This is a genomic window from Actinomadura sediminis, assembly GCF_042675525.1.
Classification (GTDB): Bacteria; Actinomycetota; Actinomycetes; order Streptosporangiales; family Streptosporangiaceae; genus Spirillospora; species Spirillospora sediminis.
Map to the genome: position 1 here is coordinate 1 of NZ_JBHTJA010000066.1, position 20,927 is coordinate 20,927.

At 74.9% G+C, this 20,927-nt stretch carries 24 protein-coding genes; 15 read left to right on the forward strand and 9 right to left on the reverse strand.

Annotated elements, in window-relative coordinates:
• On the forward strand, positions 1–692 hold a 692-nt coding region (locus tag ACFQ11_RS25930), incomplete at its 5' end, for a hypothetical protein (RefSeq protein ID WP_378303096.1).
• Between the two features lie 146 nt (positions 693–838).
• Positions 839–1,747, forward strand: coding sequence for a hypothetical protein (locus tag ACFQ11_RS25935; RefSeq protein WP_378303098.1), 909 nt, complete (start codon positions 839–841; stop codon positions 1,745–1,747).
• 4 nt (positions 1,748–1,751) lie between these two features.
• On the opposite strand, the gene ACFQ11_RS25940 is transcribed toward ACFQ11_RS25935, so the two are convergent.
• Together ACFQ11_RS25940 and ACFQ11_RS25945 are read right to left on the reverse strand one after the other, a co-directional pair.
• A complete protein-coding gene (locus tag ACFQ11_RS25940; RefSeq protein ID WP_378303100.1) occupies positions 1,752–2,162 on the reverse strand; it encodes a DUF3037 domain-containing protein in 411 nt (136 codons plus the stop codon).
• Complete coding sequence (locus tag ACFQ11_RS25945) at positions 2,159–2,986, reverse strand: HipA family kinase (protein ID WP_378303102.1); 828 nt, start codon at positions 2,984–2,986, stop codon at positions 2,159–2,161. The genes ACFQ11_RS25940 and ACFQ11_RS25945 overlap by 4 nt, the downstream gene beginning before the upstream one ends.
• 42 nt (positions 2,987–3,028) lie before the next feature.
• Here ACFQ11_RS25945 and ACFQ11_RS25950 point away from each other — a divergent pair, with 42 nt between their 5' ends.
• Complete coding sequence (locus tag ACFQ11_RS25950) at positions 3,029–3,685, forward strand: cyclase family protein (protein WP_378303177.1); 657 nt, start codon at positions 3,029–3,031, stop codon at positions 3,683–3,685.
• A gap of 3 nt (positions 3,686–3,688) precedes the next feature.
• Here the strand turns inward: ACFQ11_RS25950 and ACFQ11_RS25955 are convergent, their stop codons facing one another.
• Positions 3,689–4,279: a GNAT family N-acetyltransferase gene (locus tag ACFQ11_RS25955; RefSeq protein WP_378303103.1), complete on the reverse strand. Its 591-nt coding sequence runs from the start codon at positions 4,277–4,279 to the stop codon at positions 3,689–3,691.
• Positions 4,280–4,370: 91 nt separating this feature from the next.
• On the opposite strand from ACFQ11_RS25955, the gene ACFQ11_RS25960 reads away from it, so the two are divergent.
• Together ACFQ11_RS25960 and ACFQ11_RS25965 are read left to right on the forward strand one after the other, a co-directional pair.
• Positions 4,371–5,144, forward strand: a complete 774-nt coding sequence (locus tag ACFQ11_RS25960) for an integrase (RefSeq protein ID WP_378303104.1) — start codon at positions 4,371–4,373, stop codon at positions 5,142–5,144.
• Between the two features lie 73 nt (positions 5,145–5,217).
• Positions 5,218–6,042: a TIGR03619 family F420-dependent LLM class oxidoreductase gene (locus ACFQ11_RS25965; protein ID WP_378303106.1), complete on the forward strand. Its 825-nt coding sequence runs from the start codon at positions 5,218–5,220 to the stop codon at positions 6,040–6,042.
• A 31-nt stretch (positions 6,043–6,073) separates the two neighbouring features.
• Here ACFQ11_RS25965 and ACFQ11_RS25970 read toward each other — a convergent pair whose 3' ends face one another.
• A complete protein-coding gene (locus ACFQ11_RS25970; RefSeq protein WP_378303108.1) occupies positions 6,074–6,712 on the reverse strand; it encodes a DUF4870 domain-containing protein in 639 nt (212 codons plus the stop codon).
• 147 nt (positions 6,713–6,859) lie between these two features.
• Here ACFQ11_RS25970 and ACFQ11_RS25975 point away from each other — a divergent pair, with 147 nt between their 5' ends.
• Both ACFQ11_RS25975 and ACFQ11_RS25980 read left to right on the forward strand, forming a co-directional pair.
• Positions 6,860–7,489: a PaaI family thioesterase gene (locus ACFQ11_RS25975; protein WP_378303110.1), complete on the forward strand. Its 630-nt coding sequence runs from the start codon at positions 6,860–6,862 to the stop codon at positions 7,487–7,489.
• A gap of 96 nt (positions 7,490–7,585) precedes the next feature.
• Complete coding sequence (locus tag ACFQ11_RS25980) at positions 7,586–8,080, forward strand: hypothetical protein (protein ID WP_378303113.1); 495 nt, start codon at positions 7,586–7,588, stop codon at positions 8,078–8,080.
• Between the two features lie 30 nt (positions 8,081–8,110).
• Here the strand turns inward: ACFQ11_RS25980 and ACFQ11_RS25985 are convergent, their stop codons facing one another.
• The gene (locus ACFQ11_RS25985; protein ID WP_378303115.1) at positions 8,111–8,956 is read right to left on the reverse strand and encodes a helix-turn-helix transcriptional regulator; all 846 of its coding nucleotides are present in this window, start codon (positions 8,954–8,956) and stop codon (positions 8,111–8,113) included.
• A gap of 130 nt (positions 8,957–9,086) precedes the next feature.
• Between ACFQ11_RS25985 and ACFQ11_RS25990 the strand changes: the two genes are divergently transcribed.
• From ACFQ11_RS25990 to ACFQ11_RS26010, 5 genes are all read left to right on the forward strand, one after another.
• Positions 9,087–9,989 carry an MBL fold metallo-hydrolase gene (locus tag ACFQ11_RS25990; RefSeq protein ID WP_378303117.1) on the forward strand — a complete coding sequence of 301 codons (903 nt, stop codon included), beginning with the start codon at positions 9,087–9,089 and terminating at the stop codon, positions 9,987–9,989.
• A 15-nt stretch (positions 9,990–10,004) separates the two neighbouring features.
• Positions 10,005–11,465: a carboxylesterase/lipase family protein gene (locus tag ACFQ11_RS25995; protein WP_378303119.1), complete on the forward strand. Its 1,461-nt coding sequence runs from the start codon at positions 10,005–10,007 to the stop codon at positions 11,463–11,465.
• Between the two features lie 299 nt (positions 11,466–11,764).
• Positions 11,765–12,445, forward strand: coding sequence for a response regulator transcription factor (locus ACFQ11_RS26000; protein ID WP_378303121.1), 681 nt, complete (start codon positions 11,765–11,767; stop codon positions 12,443–12,445).
• The gene (locus ACFQ11_RS26005; protein WP_378303123.1) at positions 12,442–13,782 is read left to right on the forward strand and encodes a sensor histidine kinase; all 1,341 of its coding nucleotides are present in this window, start codon (positions 12,442–12,444) and stop codon (positions 13,780–13,782) included. Before ACFQ11_RS26000 ends, ACFQ11_RS26005 begins: the two co-directional genes overlap by 4 nt.
• Before the next feature lie 10 nt (positions 13,783–13,792).
• Entirely contained in the window at positions 13,793–14,779 is a 987-nt protein-coding gene (locus ACFQ11_RS26010) for a HEAT repeat domain-containing protein (protein ID WP_378303125.1), read from the forward strand.
• A gap of 320 nt (positions 14,780–15,099) precedes the next feature.
• Here the strand turns inward: ACFQ11_RS26010 and ACFQ11_RS26015 are convergent, their stop codons facing one another.
• On the reverse strand, positions 15,100–15,693 hold the full coding sequence (locus ACFQ11_RS26015) for a TetR/AcrR family transcriptional regulator (protein ID WP_378303127.1): 594 nt from the start codon (positions 15,691–15,693) through the stop codon (positions 15,100–15,102).
• Between the two features lie 70 nt (positions 15,694–15,763).
• Here ACFQ11_RS26015 and ACFQ11_RS26020 point away from each other — a divergent pair, with 70 nt between their 5' ends.
• Positions 15,764–17,143 (forward strand): amidase, encoded by a 1,380-nt coding sequence (locus ACFQ11_RS26020; protein ID WP_378303129.1) that lies wholly within the window; start codon positions 15,764–15,766, stop codon positions 17,141–17,143.
• A 9-nt stretch (positions 17,144–17,152) separates the two neighbouring features.
• Here ACFQ11_RS26020 and ACFQ11_RS26025 read toward each other — a convergent pair whose 3' ends face one another.
• The 3 genes from ACFQ11_RS26025 to ACFQ11_RS26035 all read right to left on the reverse strand — a co-directional run bounded on the left by ACFQ11_RS26025 (position 17,153) and on the right by ACFQ11_RS26035 (position 19,893).
• Entirely contained in the window at positions 17,153–17,914 is a 762-nt protein-coding gene (locus ACFQ11_RS26025; protein ID WP_378303131.1) for a glucose 1-dehydrogenase, read from the reverse strand.
• A 67-nt stretch (positions 17,915–17,981) separates the two neighbouring features.
• On the reverse strand, positions 17,982–18,668 hold the full coding sequence (locus ACFQ11_RS26030) for an endonuclease V (RefSeq protein ID WP_378303133.1): 687 nt from the start codon (positions 18,666–18,668) through the stop codon (positions 17,982–17,984).
• A gap of 16 nt (positions 18,669–18,684) precedes the next feature.
• Complete coding sequence (locus ACFQ11_RS26035) at positions 18,685–19,893, reverse strand: serine hydrolase domain-containing protein (protein ID WP_378303135.1); 1,209 nt, start codon at positions 19,891–19,893, stop codon at positions 18,685–18,687.
• 76 nt (positions 19,894–19,969) lie between these two features.
• Here ACFQ11_RS26035 and ACFQ11_RS26040 point away from each other — a divergent pair, with 76 nt between their 5' ends.
• A complete protein-coding gene (locus ACFQ11_RS26040) occupies positions 19,970–20,425 on the forward strand; it encodes a flavodoxin family protein (RefSeq protein WP_378303137.1) in 456 nt (151 codons plus the stop codon).
• A 90-nt stretch (positions 20,426–20,515) separates the two neighbouring features.
• Positions 20,516–20,815 carry a Dabb family protein gene (locus ACFQ11_RS26045; protein ID WP_378303139.1) on the forward strand — a complete coding sequence of 100 codons (300 nt, stop codon included), beginning with the start codon at positions 20,516–20,518 and terminating at the stop codon, positions 20,813–20,815.
• Positions 20,816–20,927 lie beyond the last annotated feature (112 nt).

Sequence of the window (20,927 nt, forward strand, 5' to 3'; positions counted from 1 at the left end):
GGCGCCTCGCCGCCGGCGCGTCCGCCGGGGCGCCCGCGTCCGCGAGCGGCCTGTGGCCCGACCCCGGCGGGTACGCCCGGCTCGTCGGGCAGCTCGACCGGTCCGGCGACCACCGCCTCGAACGGCTCAGCGTCCACGACGTCTACCGGCTGGACGAGGCGGGCCTCACCTGGACGCTGTCGGTGCGGGCCGTGCTGCGCGCCGCCGGAGACGACATCGACCGCGTCGTGTGCGTCCACCGCACGGGCCTCGCCGACCCCGGGAGTCCCGGCGGTCCCGGCGATCCCGGGGACTGCGCCGCGTCCGGTCTCGCGGCCGCGCGCTACTGCCGCCCGGGACGGATCCGCGCCGGAGGCGGCCTGGTCGCGTTCGAGCTCGTCTTCGACCGGGTGCTGGCCGCCGGGGACACCGCCGTCGTCGAGTACGACCTCGGTCCCGTCACCGTCCCCGAGGGGGCGGGCGCGCCCGGTCTCTACGACCGCCGCTTCCCGCAGCCCGTGCAGCACTACGTCGCGGTCGTCCAGTTCGACGGCGAGCGGCTGCCGGCCCGCTGCTACGGCTTCACCGCCGAGACCGCCGACGGGCCCCGCAACCGTCTCGGCGAGCTGTGGGTCGGGACGTCCGGCAGCGCCAACCTCGCGGTCGCGAACGTGCGTCGCGGTATCGTCGGCCTGGAATGGGAGTGGCACTGATCGTGCGGTGGGAAACGCGGCGCCGTTGTGAACCTTTGCCGGTCGACTCGGGGAGCGAGGCGCCTTACAGTGAGCGCGGAAGCGGAAAGTCCACGAGTCAAGGCCGTTTCGCGGGGGCCGGCCGGACCAGATCCGGAGTCCTAGCAGTGCAGAGTGTCGCCGAGGACGACCTTCTCCAGGTCCTGCAGTACGGTCCCTTCAACGTCGCCCTGCAGGCCGCCATCCAGGCGCGCGGCCTGAGCCTGGAGTCGCTGCGCCGCCGCCTGGAGGAACAGGGCATCGCCGTCAGCCTCTCCACCCTGAGCTACTGGCAGCGCGGCCGCACCCGCCCCGAGCGCGCCGACTCGCTGCGCGCCGTCCGCGGCCTCGAGGCCATCCTCGAGCTGCCGCGCCATTCCCTGCTGACGCTGCTGCGCCCGTCCGCCGACCGCTCCGCCGGGCCCTGGCAGTCCGTCGAGGAGCTCTGCCCCGAACCCGGCGTCCGCGACCTGCTCGACGAGATCGGCGACCGCGGCGAACGGCAGCTCACCGGCCTCAGCCTGCACGACCAGCACATCATCGGGCGCCGCCGGGAACTGCGCGAGGTCCGCACCCGCGCGGTGTTCCAGGCCCAGCAGCGCGGCGTGGACCGCTGGATCGCCGTCTACCACCACCCGCACGGCATCCTCCCGTCCTCCCGGACGGCCCGCGGCTGCCGCTTCGGGCGCGTCCGGATGGACGAGTCGAGCGGCCTCATCGCCGCGGAGCTGCTGTTCGACCGGGCCCTCGGCCGCGGCGAGACGTACCTGCTGGAGTACGGGTTCGCGTTCGACGAGACCGGCCCGCCGGTGACCGAGGAGGGCCGCGGCTTCCGCACCCCCCAGCACGAGTACCTCATCGAGGTGCGGTTCCATCCGGCGACGCTGCCCGCCCGGTGCTACCGGACGTGGCGGCCCGACGGCCACACCGCCCTCAAGGACTCGGCCGACCTGCGGATGTCGAGCTACCACAGCGTCCACTACATCGAGTTCGGCATGGCCGCCGGATACCACGGCATCCGCTGGGAATGGGACTGACGCCCTACAGCACCAGCAGCCGCAGGAGGCGGTCGAGTTCGGCGGCGGGGTCCCCGGTGAGGCCCGCGTGCACCGGCCCCGGCTGGACGATCGTGCTGCGCGGCGCCGTCAGCCAGCGGAACCGGGCGCCCGGCGCCTCGCCGGCCGCCTGGCCCGCCCGCTCGCCGCCGCAGCACACCGCGTCGACGCCCGCGAGCGCCGCGCGGACGCCGTCCAGGTCGAGGGACGCGTCGAGCGCGTGCAGGCGCGGCTCGTCCAGATGGGTGCGGCACCCCAGGTAGTCGCGGGCGCGGCAGTACACGACCACGCCGACGTTCATCGCCTCGCCCCGCTCCACCCGCGGGATCACCCGCAGCGCCGCGTACTCGAACACGGTCGGCTCGCCCGCCCGCCGGATGTTGGTCACGCCGCTCATGCCGGACCCCCGAGCCAGTCCGGGCGGTTCTGGCCGCGCCGCGTCCCGGCGTCCGGGCGGCGGCCGGCCGCCTCCAGGTCCGGCAGCCACTCGCGGGGCTTGCCGGCGCGCGGCAGCAGCACGTCCACGTAGGCGTCCCGGACGGCCTGCGGACCCGCGAACCCGGGCTCGCGCTCCAGCCACTCGTCCGGCACCAGCGAGGTCACCTCGCGCAGCAGCCCCTCGGTGATGCGCGGCGCCAGCTCGGCCTCCGCCGCCTCCAGCCGCGTCGCGTACCGGGTCAGGACGTGGTCGTCGACGTCGTACGGGCCGGAGAACAGCCGCGCCGCGTTCGCCCACGCGTGGTGGAAGATCAGGCTCGCGCCGTGGTCGATCAGCCACACGTCGCCGTGCCACACCAGCATGTTCGGGTTGCGCCAGCTCCGGTCGACGTTGCCGATGTAGGCGTCGAACCACAGCACCCGCGACGCGAAGCCGGGGTCGGGCGTCCAGCCCAGCGGGTCGTAGCCCAGCGAACCCGGCAGGAAGTCGATGCCGAGGTTGCGGCCGGCGCTGGCCTTCAGCAGGTCCTGCACGTCGGGGTCGGGCTCGTGCCGGCCGATCACCGGATCGAGGTCGATGAGCACCTGGTCGGGTACCCGGAAGCCGAGCCGGCGCGCGAGCTCACCGGCGATCACCTCGGCGATGAGCGCCTTGCGGCCCTGCCCGGCGCCGTGGAACTTCATGACGTACGTGCCGAGGTCGTCGGCCTCGACGACGCCCGGGAGCGACCCGCCCTCGCGCAGCGGCGTCACGTATCGGATGGCTGTCACATGAGGCAACACGCCGTAACGCTACCGGGTCGCGGGATAATCGCCCGCATGGATATGCGGCTGGTGGACCTGTCGGTGCCGATCACGACCGGCATGCAGGTCTATCCGGGAGACCCCGAGGTGGAGGCCGTGCCCGCGCTCACGGTCGCCGAGGAGGGCGTGAACGTCCTGCGCCTGCACATGGGGTCGCAGTCCGGCACGCACGTGGACGCGCCGTTCCACATCGACGACTCCCTGCCCCGCCTCGACGAGCTGCCGCTCACCCGCTTCACCGGGCCAGCCGCGCTCATGGACGTCCGGGGCCTGCCCGCGCGCGCCCCGATCGCGCCCGGCGCGCTCCCGTCCGGTCTCGGGCCGGGCGCCGTCCTGCTCGTCGCCACCGGGTGGTCGCGGCACTGGGGCACCGAGCGCTACCTCGACCACCCCTACCTCGCGCCCGAGACGGCCGAGGCGATCGTCGCGGCGGGCGTCCGCACCGTCGGGATCGACGCGCTCAGCGTGGACCCCACGCCCGCCCTCGGCTCGGACGACTTCACCCTCGCGGCCCACCGGGTGCTGTGCGGCGCCGGGGCCGTCATCGCCGAGAACCTCACGAACCTCGACGCGCTCGCGGACGCGCCGGGCCGCGCGATCGAGGCGACCCTGTTCCCGATCCGGCTGGCCGGGGCGGACGGCGCCCCCGTGCGGGCCGTCGCGCGCGTGACCCCGTGACCGTCAGCCGCGCCGCATGCACCAGGTGCGGGGGCCGCCGTCCGGAAGATCCACCTTCGCGGTCGTCGTGAAGCCGAGCCGCTCGTAGAACTTCACGTTGCGCTCGCTGGAGGTCTCCAGGAACGCCGGGTGGCCCGCGCGCTCGGCCGCCTCGACGCCCGGGCGCACGACCGCCGCGCCGAGGCCCCGCCCCTGCGCGTCCGGGTCGACGCCGACGGTGGCGAGGAACCACACGGGCTCGGCCGGGCGGAACGGCCCGACGGCGGCCTCGGCGGCCGCGTACGCCTCCGCGCGGTCCCCGGCGAGCTCGGCCATCCGGGGTCCGAGTTCGGCGAACGCCGGCGCCGGGTCGGCGTCGGGGGTCGTCCACACGGCCACGGCCCGCACGTCGTCCGACACCCACACCCGCCCGTACTCCATCCCGACCCGGCGGAGCAGCAGGTCCTGGAACTCCCGCACCCGCTCCTCGTGGCGGTCGGCGGCGATCACGTGCCGGGTGAAGGCGTAGTCGGCGAAGGCCCGCGAGAGCGTTCGCACGGCCGCGGGCACGTCCTCTCGCGTCGCGGGACGGACGGCGGCGTCGGCGTTCGGCACGGGCGTCTCCTCTCGTCGGTTCAAGATCAGCGTAAGCGGCGCGCGGGGGTGCCGGATCCGGCCGCGCGTCCGGAGCCGCCGGTGGGCGATAGTGGACGACGGAACCGGCGAGGGGAGCGCGATGCGGGTCACGTGGGCGACGGACGAGGGCGATCCGCGGCGGGGCAACGAGGACTTCGTGGCGGCGGCGCCCGGCGCGGCGGTCGTCCTGGACGGCTGCGGCCTCGCGCTCGGCACCGACCTCGGCTGCGTGCACGGCACGGCCTGGTACTCGCGGTCCCTCGGCACCCGCCTGCTGGCCCGGATGCTGGACGGGTCCGGCCCGCCGGCCGGCCCGCCGGTCGGCCCGCCCGAGGGCGCGCACGTCCGCGCCGGCCGCCCGCTGGTGGGCCGGCTCGCCGGGGCGATCGCCGACGTGGCCGCCGCGCACCGCGCCACGTGCGATCTGACCGTCCCGACGACGCCCGCCGCGACCGTGGTGGCCGTGCGGGTGCGCGGCGACGTGCTCGACTACCTGGTGCTGGCCGACTCGACCCTGCTGCTGGACTGCCGCGACGGGCTGCGCGAGATCACCGGCGGCCGGTGCTGGGCCGGGTCCGACCCGGCCGGGGCCGAGAACGCGATCACCGGGACGGTCCCGCTGCGCGACGTGCGGCACGCGCTGCTGCTCACCGACGGCGCCACCCGCCTCGCCGACCGGTTCGGCGTCACCGACCGGGCGGGCCTCGCCCGGCTCGCCGTCGAGTCCGGCCCGGCCGCCCTCGTCGAGCGCACCCGCGAGGTCGAGCGCACCGACCCGGGCGCCGTCCGCTGGCCGCGCGGCAAGCCCCACGACGACGCCACCGCCGCCGTCTGCGCCTTCTGAGCCCGCCCGAGGGACCGAGCAACCGCTTGATTAGGGTGGGTGCGGCGGGCGGGCGAGAGAAGGGAGCCGGGGGATGCGGCTGGGCGTCACGATGTTCGCCACGGATCTGACCATGGCGCCGCACGAGCTGGCGCGGGAGGCGGAGGCCCGGGGCTTCGCGTCGCTGTACCTGCCGGAGCACACCCACATCCCGGTCTCGCGGGCGACGCCGCCGCCCACCGGCGACGACACGCTCCCCGGCGAGTACGGGCGGACGCTCGACCCGCTCGTGGCGCTCGCCGCCGCGGCCGTCGTCACCGACCGGATCACGCTCGGCACCGGCATCCTGCTCCCGGCCCAGCGGGACCCGATCGTCACCGCGAAGGCCGTCGCCACCCTGGACCGGCTCGCGGGCGGCCGCGTCGCGCTCGGCGTCGGCTACGGCTGGAACGCCGAGGAGGGCGCCGACCACGGCGTGCCCTGGAAGCGGCGCCGGGCGATGGCGCGCGAGCACGTCCTGGCCATGCGCGAGCTGTGGACGCGCGACGAGGCGTCGTTCACGGGGGAGTTCGTCTCGTTCGAGCCGAGCTGGTCGTGGCCCAAACCCCGCGGACGGGTGCCCGTGCTGCTCGGCGGCGCCCCGGGGCCCACGCTGTTCGCGCACGTCGCCGAGTACGGGGACGGCTGGCTGCCGATCGGCGGCGCGGGCGTCCGCGAGGCGCTGCCCCGGCTCCGGCGGGCCTGCGCGGACGCCGGGCGCCCGATGGTCCCCGTGGTCCCGTTCGGGACGCTGCCGTCCGCCGCGAAGCTCGACCACTACGCCTCGCTCGGCATCGAGGAGGTCGTGCTGCGCGTACCCGCCGGGGGTCGCGACACGGTGCTCCCGCGCCTCGACGAGTACGCGTCGTCCTACCTGTGAACGTGCCGCCTGTGAGCCGGACGGGCCGGGGTCAGCGGATCATCCGGAAGCAGAAGACCACCGGGATCCGGAAGTACTCGCCCCTGTTCGACTTCACCGCGCCGATGATCAGCACGACGAACGGGCTGATCAACGCCTCGAGGTACATGAACACGAGCGGGATCAGCCACACGGGGTTCTCTGTGATGATCATGGGGACCACGGTGACCAGCAGGAACGCGACGATATGGATCAACAGCGTGATCGCGTAGTTCAGCGCCTGCGCCGCGTGGTAGCGGACGAACGCCGACTCGCGCCGCTTCACGAAGTAGATGACGAGCGGCGCGACGAACCCGACGACCAGCGAGCCGACGTAGCAGAACAGCGCCCACATCGTGTCGTCGTTGCCGCCGGGATGCCCGCCGTGCGGCCCGCCGGGGTATGCGCCCGCCGGCCCGCCCGGTGACCCGTGACCCCAGTTCGGCCCGCCACCGGGGTACCCGTACTGCTGGTACCCGTGAGGCGGGGGGCCGCCCGGTGGGGGGCCGCCCGGCGGGGGGCCGTACTGCCAGTTCGCGCCGCCGGGATGCCCCTGCTGCTGCCCGTACTGCCGCCCGCCGTACTGCTGCCCGCCGGACCAGTCGTCGGGTGGTGCGAAGTCGGGCCGGTCTCCGGGCGGCTGATCCGTCATGCGCAGGAATCTATCCCGTAACGACGACGATCTCGGGCTTTCCGGACGTATTCGCAGGGTGCCGGATGTCGTCGACCGAACCGAGGCCCCGGCGTACAAGGCATTTCGCCCGGCAACTTAGAATCTCGTTCGGCTGAGGGAGGCTGAATGAGAGAGGTGTTCGTGGACCGCGACGTCCTGTCCGGCGACGACGAGGCGGAACTCGCCGCGCTCGCCGCCCGGGTCCGGGAGCTGGCCGAGGCCATGACGCTCACCAAGGTCGAGCCCGCCGAGGCGGCCTCCGTCGCCGCCGAGATCGCGGCGCTCACCGAGCGCCTGAAGGCGGCGCGCCGCGCGCACCCGCCGTTCGGGACGGTCGGCGAGAGCGGCCTCGACCGGCAGATCGCCAATCCGGTCACCGGCCGCCTGAACCCGCTCGCCCCGCCCGTGGACATCGAGGTCTCCGAGGACGGCATCGTCCGCGCGGAGTTCACGCTGCCCGCCGTCTACGAGGGCCCGCCGACGTTCGTCCACGGCGGCGTCTCCGCGATGATCATGGACCAGGCGCTCGGCATGGCCGCCGCCGCGACCGGCACCCCGGGCATGACCGCCACCCTGGAGACCCGCTACCGCCGCCCCACCCCGCTCGGCGTCCCCCTCACGGTCGAGGCCAAGGCGAGCCGGGTCGAGGGCCGCAAGATCTACGCCGACGGCACCATCAGCGGCCCGGACGGCCGCGTGACCGTCGAGGCGTCCGCGATGTTCATCGCCCCCCAGAGCGCCCCCGCCGCCTCCTGACCCGCACCCGCCCGCCCGGCAGGACGCCGCCGGTCGTCCTTTGCGGTCGTCCTTTGCGGTCGTCCTTGTCGGGTGGGGCCGTTACGATGCCGGATCATGCACGAGATGGCCGCAATGGCCGGGTTCTTCGCCGCCCACGGCGTCTGGAGCGTCTCGGACGGCGAGGTGCTGATCCCGATGCTCGGCTATGAGCATCCGACCGGTGAGCGGGGCATGAACCGCCTGATGCACGACGACGTCGCGGACGGTGCGAGGGCCGGTCAGGAGGAGCTGCTCGCCGGTCATGACGACTGGGTCCGCGCCGTCCTCGTGATCGACGCCTACCTCCACCTCGACACGTCCCGCGTCGACGCGTTGATCGTCGAGGCCGTCGAGTACGGCCCGTCCCGGCGGACGCTGAAGATGGCCGTCCCCTACCGGCCGCAGCCGACTCCCGAGGGGTTCGCCGTGTACAGGCCCAAGTTCCTCGAGGCCGACGGCGTCGACGATCCGGACTTCGCCGGCCTGGCCGACGCCTTCTTCTCCGGCGTCGACTCCCACGAGAAAGCGGCCGAGGTCTGGAACGCCCACCTGGTGGACGAGTCCGTCTAGATCTCGCGGCCGGGGTGAGCGGTCCGAGCGTCAGGCGATGTACGTGCGGAGCAGTTCCAACGTGTCCGCCGAACTGGAGCCCTCCTCGGTGGTGACCACGGTGAGGGACTGGTCGGGGGAGCGGGCGATGGCGAGGTTCTGCTGGGTGACCGTGAGCTCGCCGACGAGCGGATGCCGCAGCAGGTAGGCGTCCGCCTCGCAAGGCCTGACCCGGTGGTCGCTCCACAGCGCGGCGAACTCGGACGACTTCATCGACAGCTCGCCGACCAGCGAGGCCAGGAGCGCGTCCTCGGGATGGCGGCCCGCGACCCGGCGCAGGTTGCCGACGACGGCGCGGGTCTTGCGCGCCCGGTCCGCGTACAGCTCGCGGGTGTGCGGGTCGAGGAACAGCATGCGGGCGAGATTCGGCCGGTCGGCGGGACGGCCGGGGGCGGTGCGGTCGACGTGTCCCGCGAGCAGGGCGTGCGCGAGCGGGTTCCAGGCGAGCACGTCGGTGCGGCGGCCGAGGACGAGCGCCGGTGCGTTCCCGACGGAGCGCAGCAGGTCGCGGGTGAGGGCGTCGGCGTGCTCGGCGGGCGGCTCCTCGCGGGGGCGGGGGCGCCGGGACGCGAGTTCGTGCAGGTGCCCGCGCTCGTGCTCGTCCAGCCGCAGGGCCGTGGCGAGCGCGTCGAGGACGCCTTCGGACGCGTTGACCGACTGGCCCTGTTCGAGGCGCGTGTAGTACGAGACGCTGACGCCCGCCACCTGGGCGAGTTCCTCCCGCCGCAGGCCCGCGACGCGGCGGCGGCCCGGCAGCGGCACCACGCCCACGTCCTCGGGACGCAGCCGTGCCCGTCGCGCCTGCAGGAACTCGCTGAGCTGTGCGGAGAGCGCCATGACGCCGATTATGCCCGTGCCCGCGGGAGCGGGCCTGACCCTGCCGTGCACAGTCACGACGCGGGCTGGTGGCGGCCGCGGACCGCCGGTCAGGGTGGGGCCAACCCCATCGAACGGAACGGGATCTGCCATGCAGGAGATCATGCTCGGTGACGTCTCCGTCACCCGGGTCGTGGAGTACTACGGATCGGTCGAGATGTCCCCGGACGTCTTCTTTCCCGAGGCGCCGGAGCGGGCGTGGCGGGAGCACGGGTCCTGGCTGGAACCGGACTTCGTCGACCCCGCCTCGAACGTGTGCGTCTCCGCGATCCAGACCTGGGTGCTGCGCAGCGAGGGCCGGACGATCCTCGTCGACACCGGCGTCGGCAACCACAAGGACCGTCCGTACGCGCCGGTGTGGAGCCGCCGCGACACCGACTTCCTGGGCGAGCTGGCGCGGGCGGGGGTGCGGCCGGAGGACGTCGACCTGGTCGTCAACACGCACCTGCACGTCGACCACGTCGGCTGGAACACCCGGCTCGACGGGCGTGCGTGGGTGCCGACGTTCCCCAACGCCGCCTACCTGATGCCGCGGCGCGACTTCGACTTCTGGAACCCGGCGAACGGGCACGCTTCGAGGCTGGGGCGCGGCAACCAGAACGTCTTCGAGGACAGCGTGGCGCCGGTGCACGAGGCGGGGCTGGCGCTGCTGTGGGACGACGCCCACGTCATCGACGGGAACCTGCGGCTCGAACTCGCGCCGGGGCACACGCCGGGATCCTCGGTGCTGGCGCTGGAGTCCGGCGGCGACCGGGCGCTGTTCGTGGGCGACCTGCTGCACACGCCGCTGCAGTTCGTCGAGCCCGACGCCAACAGCTGCTTCTGCGAGGACCCGGCCGAGGCGCGGGCCACGCGCCGGCGGCTGTTCGGCCGGGCGCACGAGACCGGCGCGCTCGTCCTGCCGGCCCACCTGGGCGGGCACGGCGCCGCCGAGGTCGCGCGGGACGGCGACGGGTTCGCGATCAAGGCATGGGGCCCGTTCGCCCGCATCTGAAGCAGGAGGAGCACAATGTCCGATCTGATCGTGACCACCACCGAGGGCGACGTCCGCGGCGGCGCCGACGGCGATGTCCGGCGCTTCCTCGGCATCCCGTACGCCGCGCCGCCGCGGGGCGCGGAACGGTTCGCCGCGCCCCGCCCGCCCGAGCCGTGGACGAGCGTGCGCGATGCCCGGGCCTTCGGAGCGACCGCGCCGCAACCGCGCCGGGACGCGTTCGGCGCGCTCGACATGGCGCCGTACTTCGGGCCCGGGTGGATCCGGGGCGACGAGCACCTCACCGTGAACGTCTGGACGCCGCACGGCGCAGAGCACCTGCCGGTCATGGTGTTCGTGCACGGCGGCGGGTTCGTCGCGGGCTCGCCGCGCGCCCCGCTGTACGACGGCGCCGCGTTCGCCCGCGACGGCGTCGTCCTGGTGACGCTCGGCTACCGGCTCGGCGTCGCCGGATTCCTCGACCTGCCGGGCGCGCCCCGCAACCGCGGGCTGCTGGACGTCGTCGCCGCGCTCCGCTGGGTGCGGCGCAACATCGGGGCGTTCGGCGGCGACCCCGCCCGCGTCACCCTGTTCGGCCAGTCGGCGGGCGCCACGATCGTCGGCGGGGTCCTCGCCGCGCGGGAGGCGGACGGCCTCGTGCGGCGGGCGATCGTGCAGAGCGGCAGCGGCCTCGGCGCGTTCGCCCCCGAGCAGGCCGCCAGGGTGACGCGGGCGGCCGCGGCGGCGCTCGGCGTCGCGCCGACGGCGGCGGCGTTCGCCGGCGTCCCCGACGACCGGTTCGTCGAGGTCGTCCCCGAACTGGGCGGGCTCGACCTGCGGACGGCGGACCGGTTCGACCCGCTGGTCGGGCTGAGCCCGTTCGGTCTCGTCCTGGACCGGCAGCCCGCCCGGAGCCCGCTCGCGGACGTCGACCTGCTCATCGGCACCAACGCCGAGGAGGGCAACCTGTATCTCGCGCCACAGGGGAACCTGACGTCCTCCACCGCGCGGGACGTCCGCGAAACGGCGGCCGCCGTGCACGCCGACCCGGACGCGCTCGTCGCGGCGTACCGTTCCCGCCGGCCGGACGCGGGGGACGGCGAGCTGCGTTCGGCGATCCTGGGCGACGCGCTGTTCGGTACGGGCAGCCGGGCGCTGGCCGAGGCGCACGGGAACGCGCACGTGTACGAGTTCGCGTGGCGGTCGCCCGCGGTCGGCGGACTCCTCGGCGCGGCGCACGCGGTGGAGGTCCCGTTCGTGTTCGGCCGTCTCGACCTCCCGGAACTGGTCGGGCCCCGGGGCCTGCTCGGCCCCGCGGAACCGCCCGCCGCGCCCGCCGGGGAGATGCGTGCGGCGTGGTCGGCGTTCGCCCGGTCCGGCGACCCAGGTTGGCCGTCGTACGCCCGGGACCGGACGATCCGCCGGTTCGACGCCGTCTCCGAGACGACCGCGGCGTCCGGCGCCTCCGTGTGGTCGGGGCCGGGCGGAGGCGTCTGAACCGGTCGATCGAGGGACCCCGTCCGGGCGGCGTCGAGGGGAGAGATCACCGGAACTTTCCGAGGAGGCGTCACCCGGCCGGGGCGGTCTAGCTGTACGGCTGTTCCGGCGCGCCTTCGAGGCCGGGTACCCGGGCGGCGCGCACGAGGCACCCGGACGACCCCGCGCCGCCCGCCGCGCGGGTCGGCCGGGCCGCGGTGCCGCGCCACGACGGCGTCCCCCGCGAGCGCGGTCGCCGCCGACGGGGCGACATCCGACATCGCGCGACGCGTCGGCACATCGTGGCATACGGTGCCGCCATGGCAAGTGTGCTGGTGGTCGAGGACGACCCGGACGTCCGTTCCGCCCTGATGCGCGAGCTCGGTGCCCGCTCCCACGCCGTGCGCAGCGCCGGGACCGCGATGGACGCCCTCCGCGAGGTCACCCGGGAGCCGCCCGACGTCGTCATCCTCGATCTCGGGCTGCCCGACCTCGACGGCGCCGAGGTGCTGAAGATGCTCCGCGGCGTCTCCGACGTCCCCGTCGTCGTCGCGACCGCCCGCGACGACGAACCCGAGATCGTCCGGCTGCTGAACGCGGGCGCCGACGACTACCTCGTCAAGCCGTTCTCCGCCGAGCACCTCAACGCCCGGCTCGCCGCCGTGCTGCGCCGGGCGGCGCGGTCCGGGCCCGCCGCCGAGCTGACCGTCGGCGGCCTGCACATCGACCTCGACCGCCGCGAGGCCAGCCTGGACGGCGCCGCCCTCGGGCTGACGCGCCGCGAGTTCGACCTGCTCGCCTACCTCGCCGCCCGGCCGGGCCGCGTCGTCGCCCGCCGCGAGCTGCTCGCCGAGGTGTGGCGGCAGGCGTACGGGGACGACCAGACCATCGACGTGCACCTGTCGTGGCTGCGCCGCAAGCTCGGCGAGACCGCCGCCGCGCCCCGCTACCTGCACACCGTCCGCGGCGTCGGCGTCCGGCTCGCCCCGCCGCGCGCATGAGGCGGACGCTCGTCCTGGTGTCCCTCGCGGTCACCTCGATGGTCGCGCTCGCCTTCCTCATCCCGCTCGCCCTCACCGTCCGGGAGATGGCCCGGGACCGCGCCCTCACCGCCGCGGAACGCCAGGCCGGCGCCCTCGGTCCCGTCCTCGCCGTGACCGAGGACCCGGCGGCGCTCGAACGCGCCGTCGCCGGCACCCGCGCGGGCGCCGCCGGCCGGATGACCCTGCACCTGCCGGGCGGCGGGGCGGTCCCCGCGGGCGCCCGCGGGGACGTCGGCGCCGACCCCCGCGAGCTGGACCGGGCCGGCCGCCGCGGCCGCGCCTACACCGTCCGCGTGCCCGGCGGGTGCGCGCTCCTGCAGCCGGTGGCGCTGGACGCCGGCCGCATCGCCGTCATCGAGGTGTTCGTGCCGTCCGCCGACATGTCCCGCGGCGTGCTCGAGGCGTGGCTGGTCATGACGGCCGTCGCCGCGGCCCTCGTCGCCGGTTCGGTCGCCGTCGCCGACCGGCTCGGCAACCGCATGATCCGCTCGACCCGGCGGCTCGCCGCGGCGGCCGCCGCGTTCGGCGACGGGGACCTGAGCGTCCGCATCGAACCCGACGGCCCGCCCGAGCTCGTCGAGGCCGGCCGCGCCTTCAACGCCATGGCCGACCACGTCGTCCAGCTCCTGGCCGCGGAACGCGAGATGGCCGCCGACCTCTCCCACCGCCTCCGCACCCCCCTCGCCGCGCTCCGCCTCAACGCCGAGGCCCTCGGCCCCGGGCCCGTGGCCGACGAGACCCGCGAGGCCGTCGACCGCATCGAACGCGAGGTCGACCAGATCATCCGCACCGTCCGCCGCCCCACCGGGCGCGGCAGCTGCGACGCCGCGAAGATCCTGCGGGACCGCGTGCGGTTCTGGTCCGTGCTCGCCGAGGACGAGGGGCGCGCCTGCGAGCTGATCGGCGCGGCGGAACCCGCGCCCCTCCCGCTCCCCGGCACCGAGCTCGCCGCCGCCGTCGACGCCCTCCTCGGCAACGTGTTCCGGTACACCGCCGAGGGCACCGCCTTCGCCGTCACCCTGCACCGGGGGCAGGGCGTCACCGGGATCCTCGTCGCCGACGGCGGCCCCGGCATCGCCGACCCCGACGCCGCCCTCCGGCGCGGCAGCAGCGGCGGCGGCTCCACCGGCCTCGGCCTCGACATCGCCCGCCGCGCCGCCGAGTCCACCGGCGGCCACCTGCGCATCCACCGGTCGGCGCTGGGCGGCGCCCAGGTCCAGATGTGGTTCCGCACGAGGTACCTGCCGCCACCCCGCCGCTCTCGCCGGCTCGTCCGCCGCCGCCACGCCCGCTAGCGTCGGCCGCATGCACGCCATCGGAGTCGAGGCCGCCTACAAGAAGCAGACCGCCTGCCCCGGCCAGTTCGCCTACATCGTGCTCGACTTCGAACCCGCCGAGACGTACACGTTCGTGAACGCCCTCGCCCCCGGGACGATGGAGTACCCCGACTCCGAGGCACGCTTCGTCCCCGTCGTCGACGAGACCGCCCACGAACGCCTCGAGAACCACCTCGGCGCCGGCCCCCTGCCCGTCCGCGTCACCCTCCGCGCCGCCCGCGACCACCCGACGGACTCCAGCGAGACGAGCTTCCGCGTCGCGACCGTCCTGGCCGTCCGCCGGGCCCTCGAACGGACGGGCCGCGAACGCTTCACGCACGCCGAGACCCTCGAGGCCCCGACCGTCGCGGACGCGCGCCGCCTCCTCGACGACCCCCGCCACGTCTTCCAGGGTCTCGACCTGTGCGGCGGCCTCTTCTCCGGGCCCCCGCACGGCACCGTCGGCCTCCTGCGCCCCCTCGCGTCCCTCGTCGGCTCCCCGGACGACCGCGTCGCCCTCCGCGCCGTCCGCGTCCTCGCGCGCGCACCCCACCGCCGCGCCCGCGACCTCATCGCGGCCGCGCTCTCCCGCGCCCCCGGCGAGGCCCGCGACCGGGCCGTCCGCACGCTCGCCGAACGCGCCGACCCCCGCGCCGCCGAACCCCTCGCCGAACTCCTCACCCGAGACAGCCTCCCGAACGACATCGCGTGGCCCGTCCACGCGATGAAGGCCCACGCACCCGTCCTGCTCCCGCCCCTCCGCGCGCGCCTGGACGCCGTACCGCCGCCGACCGAGGGGGACTTGGAGCCCTTCCTGCTGGACGTGATCGTCCGGGTCTCCCACTGGAACGACGCCGCCGCGCCCCTGGCCCCGTCCCTGCGGCGCGTCGCCGACCTCTATGCCCGCGACCGCCCCCACGACTGGACGTCCGGGGAGCTGCGCGCCGCCCTGCGGCGCATCACCGGCTCCGGCTGAGCCCGGACGTTTCCGGTTAGCCGTCGCCGCCCGGCCGAGTGTGCGGAGACGGCCATCGCTCCGAACGCCGAGCTACGCGCGAACGCCTCCACCACGGGGCTCTCGGGGCGGGAGAGAAGCGGAACCCGGTCTTATAAGTCCGGCTCAGCCCATCCCTAAGCGAGCCTTAAGGGGCGGGACGGACGGTGGGCGGGCGCTTAATTTTGAGGTGTCACGTCCCAGACCCGGTGGAGGTGCATCGGCGAACGGAGAAGTGGTGGCCGGACCTGGGGTCCGGCCGAGGTTCCTGGTTGAGACAGGATCCGGCCCGTACGGTCTCGTCACCCCGCTCTGGGACCGTCCGGGCCGGTTCCGCTTTCCCGGGGGAGCGCGCCGAAGAGCAGGAGCCGGAAGGCGTCGGCGGTGCCGCCCGCGGTGGGGTCGCCGGTGGCGAGGCGGCGGATCGCGAGGCCGTACAGGAGCGCGACGACGGTGGGGGCGTGCCGTTCGGCGTCCGGGATGCCGAGGGCGGTGAGGACGGCGGCGGCGAGGCGGTCGTAGGCCGCGACGGAGCGGGTGGACGTCTCGCGGATGCCGGGGTCGCGGGCGGCGTGCAGGTGCAGTTCGAGGTTGGCGAGCTGCTCGGGCCCCTGCGCGAAGTCGATGACGGCCTTCTCGACCTGCTCGGGGGCCTGGCCGGGGGCGACGCCGGCGTCGGCGAGCTCGGCGAGGCGGGCGGTGATGCGGGCGATCTCGAGGTCGACGAAGTTCTGCAGCGCCTCGCGCAGCAGCGCGTCCTGGCTGGGGAAGTGGTAGGTCAGGGATCCCAGGGAGACGCCGGCCGCCTTGGCGACGGCGCGGTTGGTGACGGCGCCGATGCCCTGCTCGCCGATCAGGCGGAGGGTGGCGCTGAGGATCTGCTCGCGGGCGCTCATCGATGTTCAGTCTTCCCCATCGCATGCGCCATCGGTATCGTTCGTTCGAACGAACGAGAGGGGTGGGCGCGTGGACCTCGGACTGGCGGGTCAGGCGGACGCGCTGGCGCACGGCGACGTCTCGAGCCGTGAGCTGGTGCAGGCGTCGCTGGACGCGATCCGGCGCAGGGACGATCTGGGCGCGTTCAGGGTCGTCCGCGAGGAGGCGGCCCTGCGGGAGGCCGCGGCGGCGGACGAGCGGCTGCGGGACGGCGAACGGCTCCAGTTGCTGGGCGTCCCGGTCGCGATCAAGGACGACACCGATATCGCGGGGGAGACGACGCCGTTCGCGGTCGGCGGCGAGCACCCGGTCCGGACGCGGGACGCCGAGGTGGTGCGGAAGCTGCGGGCGGCCGGGGCGATCGTGGTGGGCAAGACGACGACGTGCGAGGTCGGGCTCTGGCCGTTCAGCGAGTCGCCGGAGTACGGGGTCGCGCGGAACCCGTGGAACCCCGCGTACACGCCGGGCGGATCGTCGGGCGGGTCGGCGGCGGCCGTGGCGGCGGGGATGGTCCCGGCCGCGGTCGGGTCGGACGGGGCCGGGTCGATCCGCATCCCCGCGGCGTGGACCGGGCTGGTCGGGATCAAGCCGCAGCGGGGCCGCGTCTCGGGGTTCCCGCACACCGATCCGTTCAACGGGATCACGGTGTGGGGGCCGCTCGCGCGCAGCGTCGAGGACGCCGCGCTGCTGCTCGACGTGCTCACCGGGAGCCGCCCGGAGGACGCGTACCGGCTGGACCCGCCGATCAGGCCGTTCGTCGAGGCGGCGCGGCGGGAGCCGGGGCGGCTGCGGGTGGCGGTGTCGTTCCGGACGGCGTTCGGCGTGCGCGGACGGCTCGACCCGGAGGTCCGGGCGGGCGTCGAGCGGCTGGCGCGGCGGCTGACCGACCTGGGGCACCGGGTCTTCCCCGCCGATCCCGACTACGGGCCGGTGGGGCTCGGGCTGATCCCGCGCGGGACGGCCGGCGTGGCCGACTGGCTCGACTCGATGGACGGCCCGCGGCCCGAGCGGCGCACGGAGGCCGAGGCCCGGATCGGGCGCCTGGCCGGCAGGCGGCTGCTGCCGCTGGTGCGGAGGATGGACCCCTACCTGTGGCGCAGGGCCGGGCGGATCTTCCGCTACGCGGACGTCGTGCTGACCCCCACCACCGCGTCGCGTCCGCTGCGGGCGGGGGCCTTCGAGGGGGCCGGGTACCGCAGGACGCAGTCCGGTGCCGCGGCGGCCTGCCCCTACGCGTGGCCGTGGAACGTCCTCGGGTGGCCCGCCGTGAACGTGCCCGCCGGGCTCACCCGGGACGGCCTGCCGATCGGCGCCCAGCTCCTCGGCCGCGACTCGGACGAGGCCACGCTGATCTCGCTCGCGGCGCAACTGGAGGCGGTCGAGGGGTGGACGGAGCGGCGGGCCTTCTGAAAGCCCGGCTCAGTACCCCGCGCCCGTCAGCATGCCGCCGTCCACGAGGACCTCGCTGCCGCTGCAGTAGGACGAGTCGTCGGACGCCAGGTAGACGACGAGGCCCGAGACCTCCTTCGTCTTGCCCATCCGCCCGAGCGGCAGCGCCTTCATGAAGGCGTCGGCGCTGTCGGCGGTGGCGGCGACGACGTCCTCCTGCAGGGAGAGCTGGGTCAGGACGCCGCCGGGGTGGATCGAGTTCACCCTGATGCCGTCCGGGCCCAGCTCGCGGGCGGCGGCCTTGGTGAGGCCGCGGATCCCGAACTTGCTCGCGCTGTAGGCGGCGAGGCCGGACCCGCCGATGAACCCCTCGGTCGACGACACGTTCACGATCGAGCCGCCGCCCGCGTCCCGCATGGCGGCGGTCACCGACTTCACGCCGAGCCACTGGCCGACGAGGTTCACCTCGAGGACCTGCTTGAACTCGTCCACGGACATGTCCTCGATGCGCTTGTGCCGCATGATGCCCGCGTTGTTCACCAGGACGTTGAGGGCGCCGAACGCCTCGACGGCGGTGCGGACGGCGTTCGCCCAGTCGTCCGGGCTCGTGACGTCCATGCGGACGAACCGGACGTCGTCCCCGATGTCCGCCGCGAGCTTCGCGCCCTCCTCCTCGAGGACGTCGCCGAACACCACCTTCGCGCCCTCGGCGACGAACCGGCGCACGTGCGCCTTGCCCATGCCGCGCGCGCCGCCGGTGATCAGCGCCACCTTGCCGTCGAGCTGTCCCATCAACGCTTCCTCTCGCCGTGCCACCGGCAGCAAAACTAGCGAACGCTTGGTTGGCGAACAAGGGGCGTCAGCCGCGCAGCGCGTCCCGGGACAGCCGGTCCGCGCGCCGCGTCGTCTCCGGCAGCCGGTGGTCGGGCGCCAGCTCCAGGACGGTCCGGCACGCGGCGTCGAGGCTCGCGCGGTGCCCGACGGACACGAACACCGGCTTGACGCCGTCCTGCGTCCGCAGCACCCGCCCCACGACCTCATCGCCGTCCGTCAGCGGGCCCGCGTCGCCCCGCCGTGCGCCCGGCGCCGCGTAGGCGCCGACGAACGCGGTCTTGCCGACCCCGATCGTCGGCAGGCCGGTCAGCACCCCGAGATGGCAGGCGAGGCCGAACCGGCGCGGGTGCGCGACGCCGAACCCGTCGCACACGAGCAGGTCGGGGACCGTCCTCAGGTCGCGGAGCGCCTCGACCAGCGTGGGCAGCTCGCGGAACGCGAACAGGCCCGGGACGTACGGGAACGCGGCCGTCCCGACGGCGACCGACTCCTCGACCGTCCGCAGCGTGGCGGCGTCCAGGACGACCACGGCCGCGGCCAGTCGCGTCCCGGTCCCCTCGCTGCCGCCCGCGTACGAGACGTCCAGCCCGGCGACCGTCCGGGGGCGTTCGGGGCCGGGGGAGTGCAGGTCGAGCAGCGGGCGGAGCCGGTCCTGGATCGCCTCCGCCTCCGCCCGCGTGGACGGCCACGGGTGAAGATCGCGTACCTCCATGGACGCGGACGCTATCTCAGGACAGCGCGGCGTACGCGGCCTCGACCAGCCGGTAGGCGCGCAGGTCGCCCGACAGGTGGTCGCCCATGAGGTTCGGCAGGTACGCGACGGCGAGCCCGGCGTCGGGGTCGCCGAGCCCGATCGAGCCGCCCGCCCCCGTGTGCCCGAACGCCGTGCCGCGCCCGGCCGCCGGGACGAAGAACGTCTGCGCCGGGCGCATGAAGCCGAGGCCGAACGCGCTGTCGATCAGCATCGTGCGGTCGGGGCCGCTCACCCGGGGACGGATCGCCTCGCGGAGCGTGTCCGGGCGCAGGATCCGGCCCGCGACGAGGTCGCGGTAGAAACCGGCGAACGACCGGGCCGTCGCGATCATCCCCGCCCCCGGCCAGCCCGCGCGCAGCACCACCGGGTTGTTGTAGCCGCCCTTGCCGGGGTGCGGGTTGTTCAGCGCCCGGTTCAGCCGGCTCTGCGGGTCGGTGTACGCGCTCGCCAGCCGGTCGAGGAGCGAGGCGTCGTCCGCGGGGCGCGGCGCGTCGGTCCCGCCGCCGCTCGTCGCGCGGCGGCTCGCCGACATCTTCGCGGCCCGCTCGATGACGTCGTCCGGGGCGCCGATCCACAGGTCGAGGCCGCGGGCGAACTCGTCGCGGACGAACGCGCCGACCGTCCGTCCGGACAGCCGGCGCACGATCTCCCCGGCCAGCCATCCGTAGGTCAGCGCGTGGTAGCCGTGGCCCTCGCCGGGCGTCCACTCCGGCTCCTGCGCGGCCAGCTCGGCGGCGCGCGCCGGTGCGTCCGCCGCCTCCTCCGCCGACACCGGACGGGCGAACGCGGGCAGTCCGGCCTGGTGCGACAGCAGGTGCGCCGCCGTCGTCCCCTCCTTGCCCGCCGCGCCGAACTCGGGCCACCAGCCGGTGACCGGGCCGTCCACCTCGTACGCGCCGCGCTCGGCGAGCAGCAGCGCCGCGGCGGCCGTCACCGCCTTGGTGCAGGAGAACCCGAAGCAGGGCGTGTCGGCCAGCCAGGGGCGGCCGGTGCGGCGGTCGGCGATCCCGCCCCACAGGTCCACGACCTTGCGGTCGCCCGCGTACACCGCGACGGCGGCGCCCAGCTCGCGTTCCTCGGCGAAGTTCCGCTCGAACACCTCGCGGACACCGGCGAACGCCGGGTCGCAGTGGCCCTGCACGTGGGAGGGCGCGTCGGAGGGCACGTCGGAGGGCACGGTCATGGGGATTCCTGCCTTTCCACGGGGGGAGTTCATCGAATCATGTTCGGGAGGGTGCGCACGATTAGAGTCGGAGACGATGAAGAGGCTGCTGATCGTCCATCACACGCCGTCGCCGAACCTGCAGGCGATGTACGAGGCCGTGCGCTCCGGCGCGTCCACCGACGAGGTCGCGGGCGTCGAGGTCGTGTCCCGCCCCGCGCTGACCGCGTCCCCCGTGGACGTCCTGGAGGCGGACGGCTACCTGCTCGGCTCACCGGTGAACCTCGGTTACCTGTCGGGGGCCCTGAAGCACTTCTTCGACCAGGTCTATTACCCGTGCCTGGAGGAGACGGTCCGCCGCCCCTTCGGCGCGTACCTGCACGCGGGCAACGACGCGACCGGGGCGCTGCGCGCCCTGGAGTCGATCACCACCGGCCTGAAGTGGCGCGTCGTGCGCCCGCCCGCCGTGGTCACCGGCGAGCCCGGCCGCGCGGAGCTCGAGGAGTGCTGGGAGCTCGGCGCGATGGTCGCCGCCGAACTCGGCACCGTCTGACCGCCCCGCCGGACGCCCGGGAAGGGCCGCGACGCGCCGGGGACGGGACGACGCCCGGGGTGGTGTTCGCGGCACCGCTAACGTGCCGACATGAGCGGATTTCGGCATGTGGTGATGTTCAGGTGGGCCGAGGGGACGACCACCGGCCAGCAGGAGGACGTGGCGGCGCGGCTCTCGGAGCTGCCGGGGCTCATCCCGGAGATCCAGGGCTACGACATGGGCGCCGACGCGGGCGTGAGCCCCGGCGCGTTCGACTTCGTGCTGGTCGCGGACTTCGCCGACCGGGACGCCTACCTCGTGTACCGGGATCATCCGGCGCACCGGGAGATCGTGGACGGGCGCATCGCGCCGATCACGGCCGAGCGGGCGGTCGTCCAGTACGAGCGGTAAGCGCACCGAGCAAGCGCTTGTGTCTGAAGCTGTTTCGGGTTAACGTCGAGGAGACGCCGCCCGCCGGGGACGGATCGCGCCCCGTCTCCGGCGGGCGGCCTCGATTTCCGGC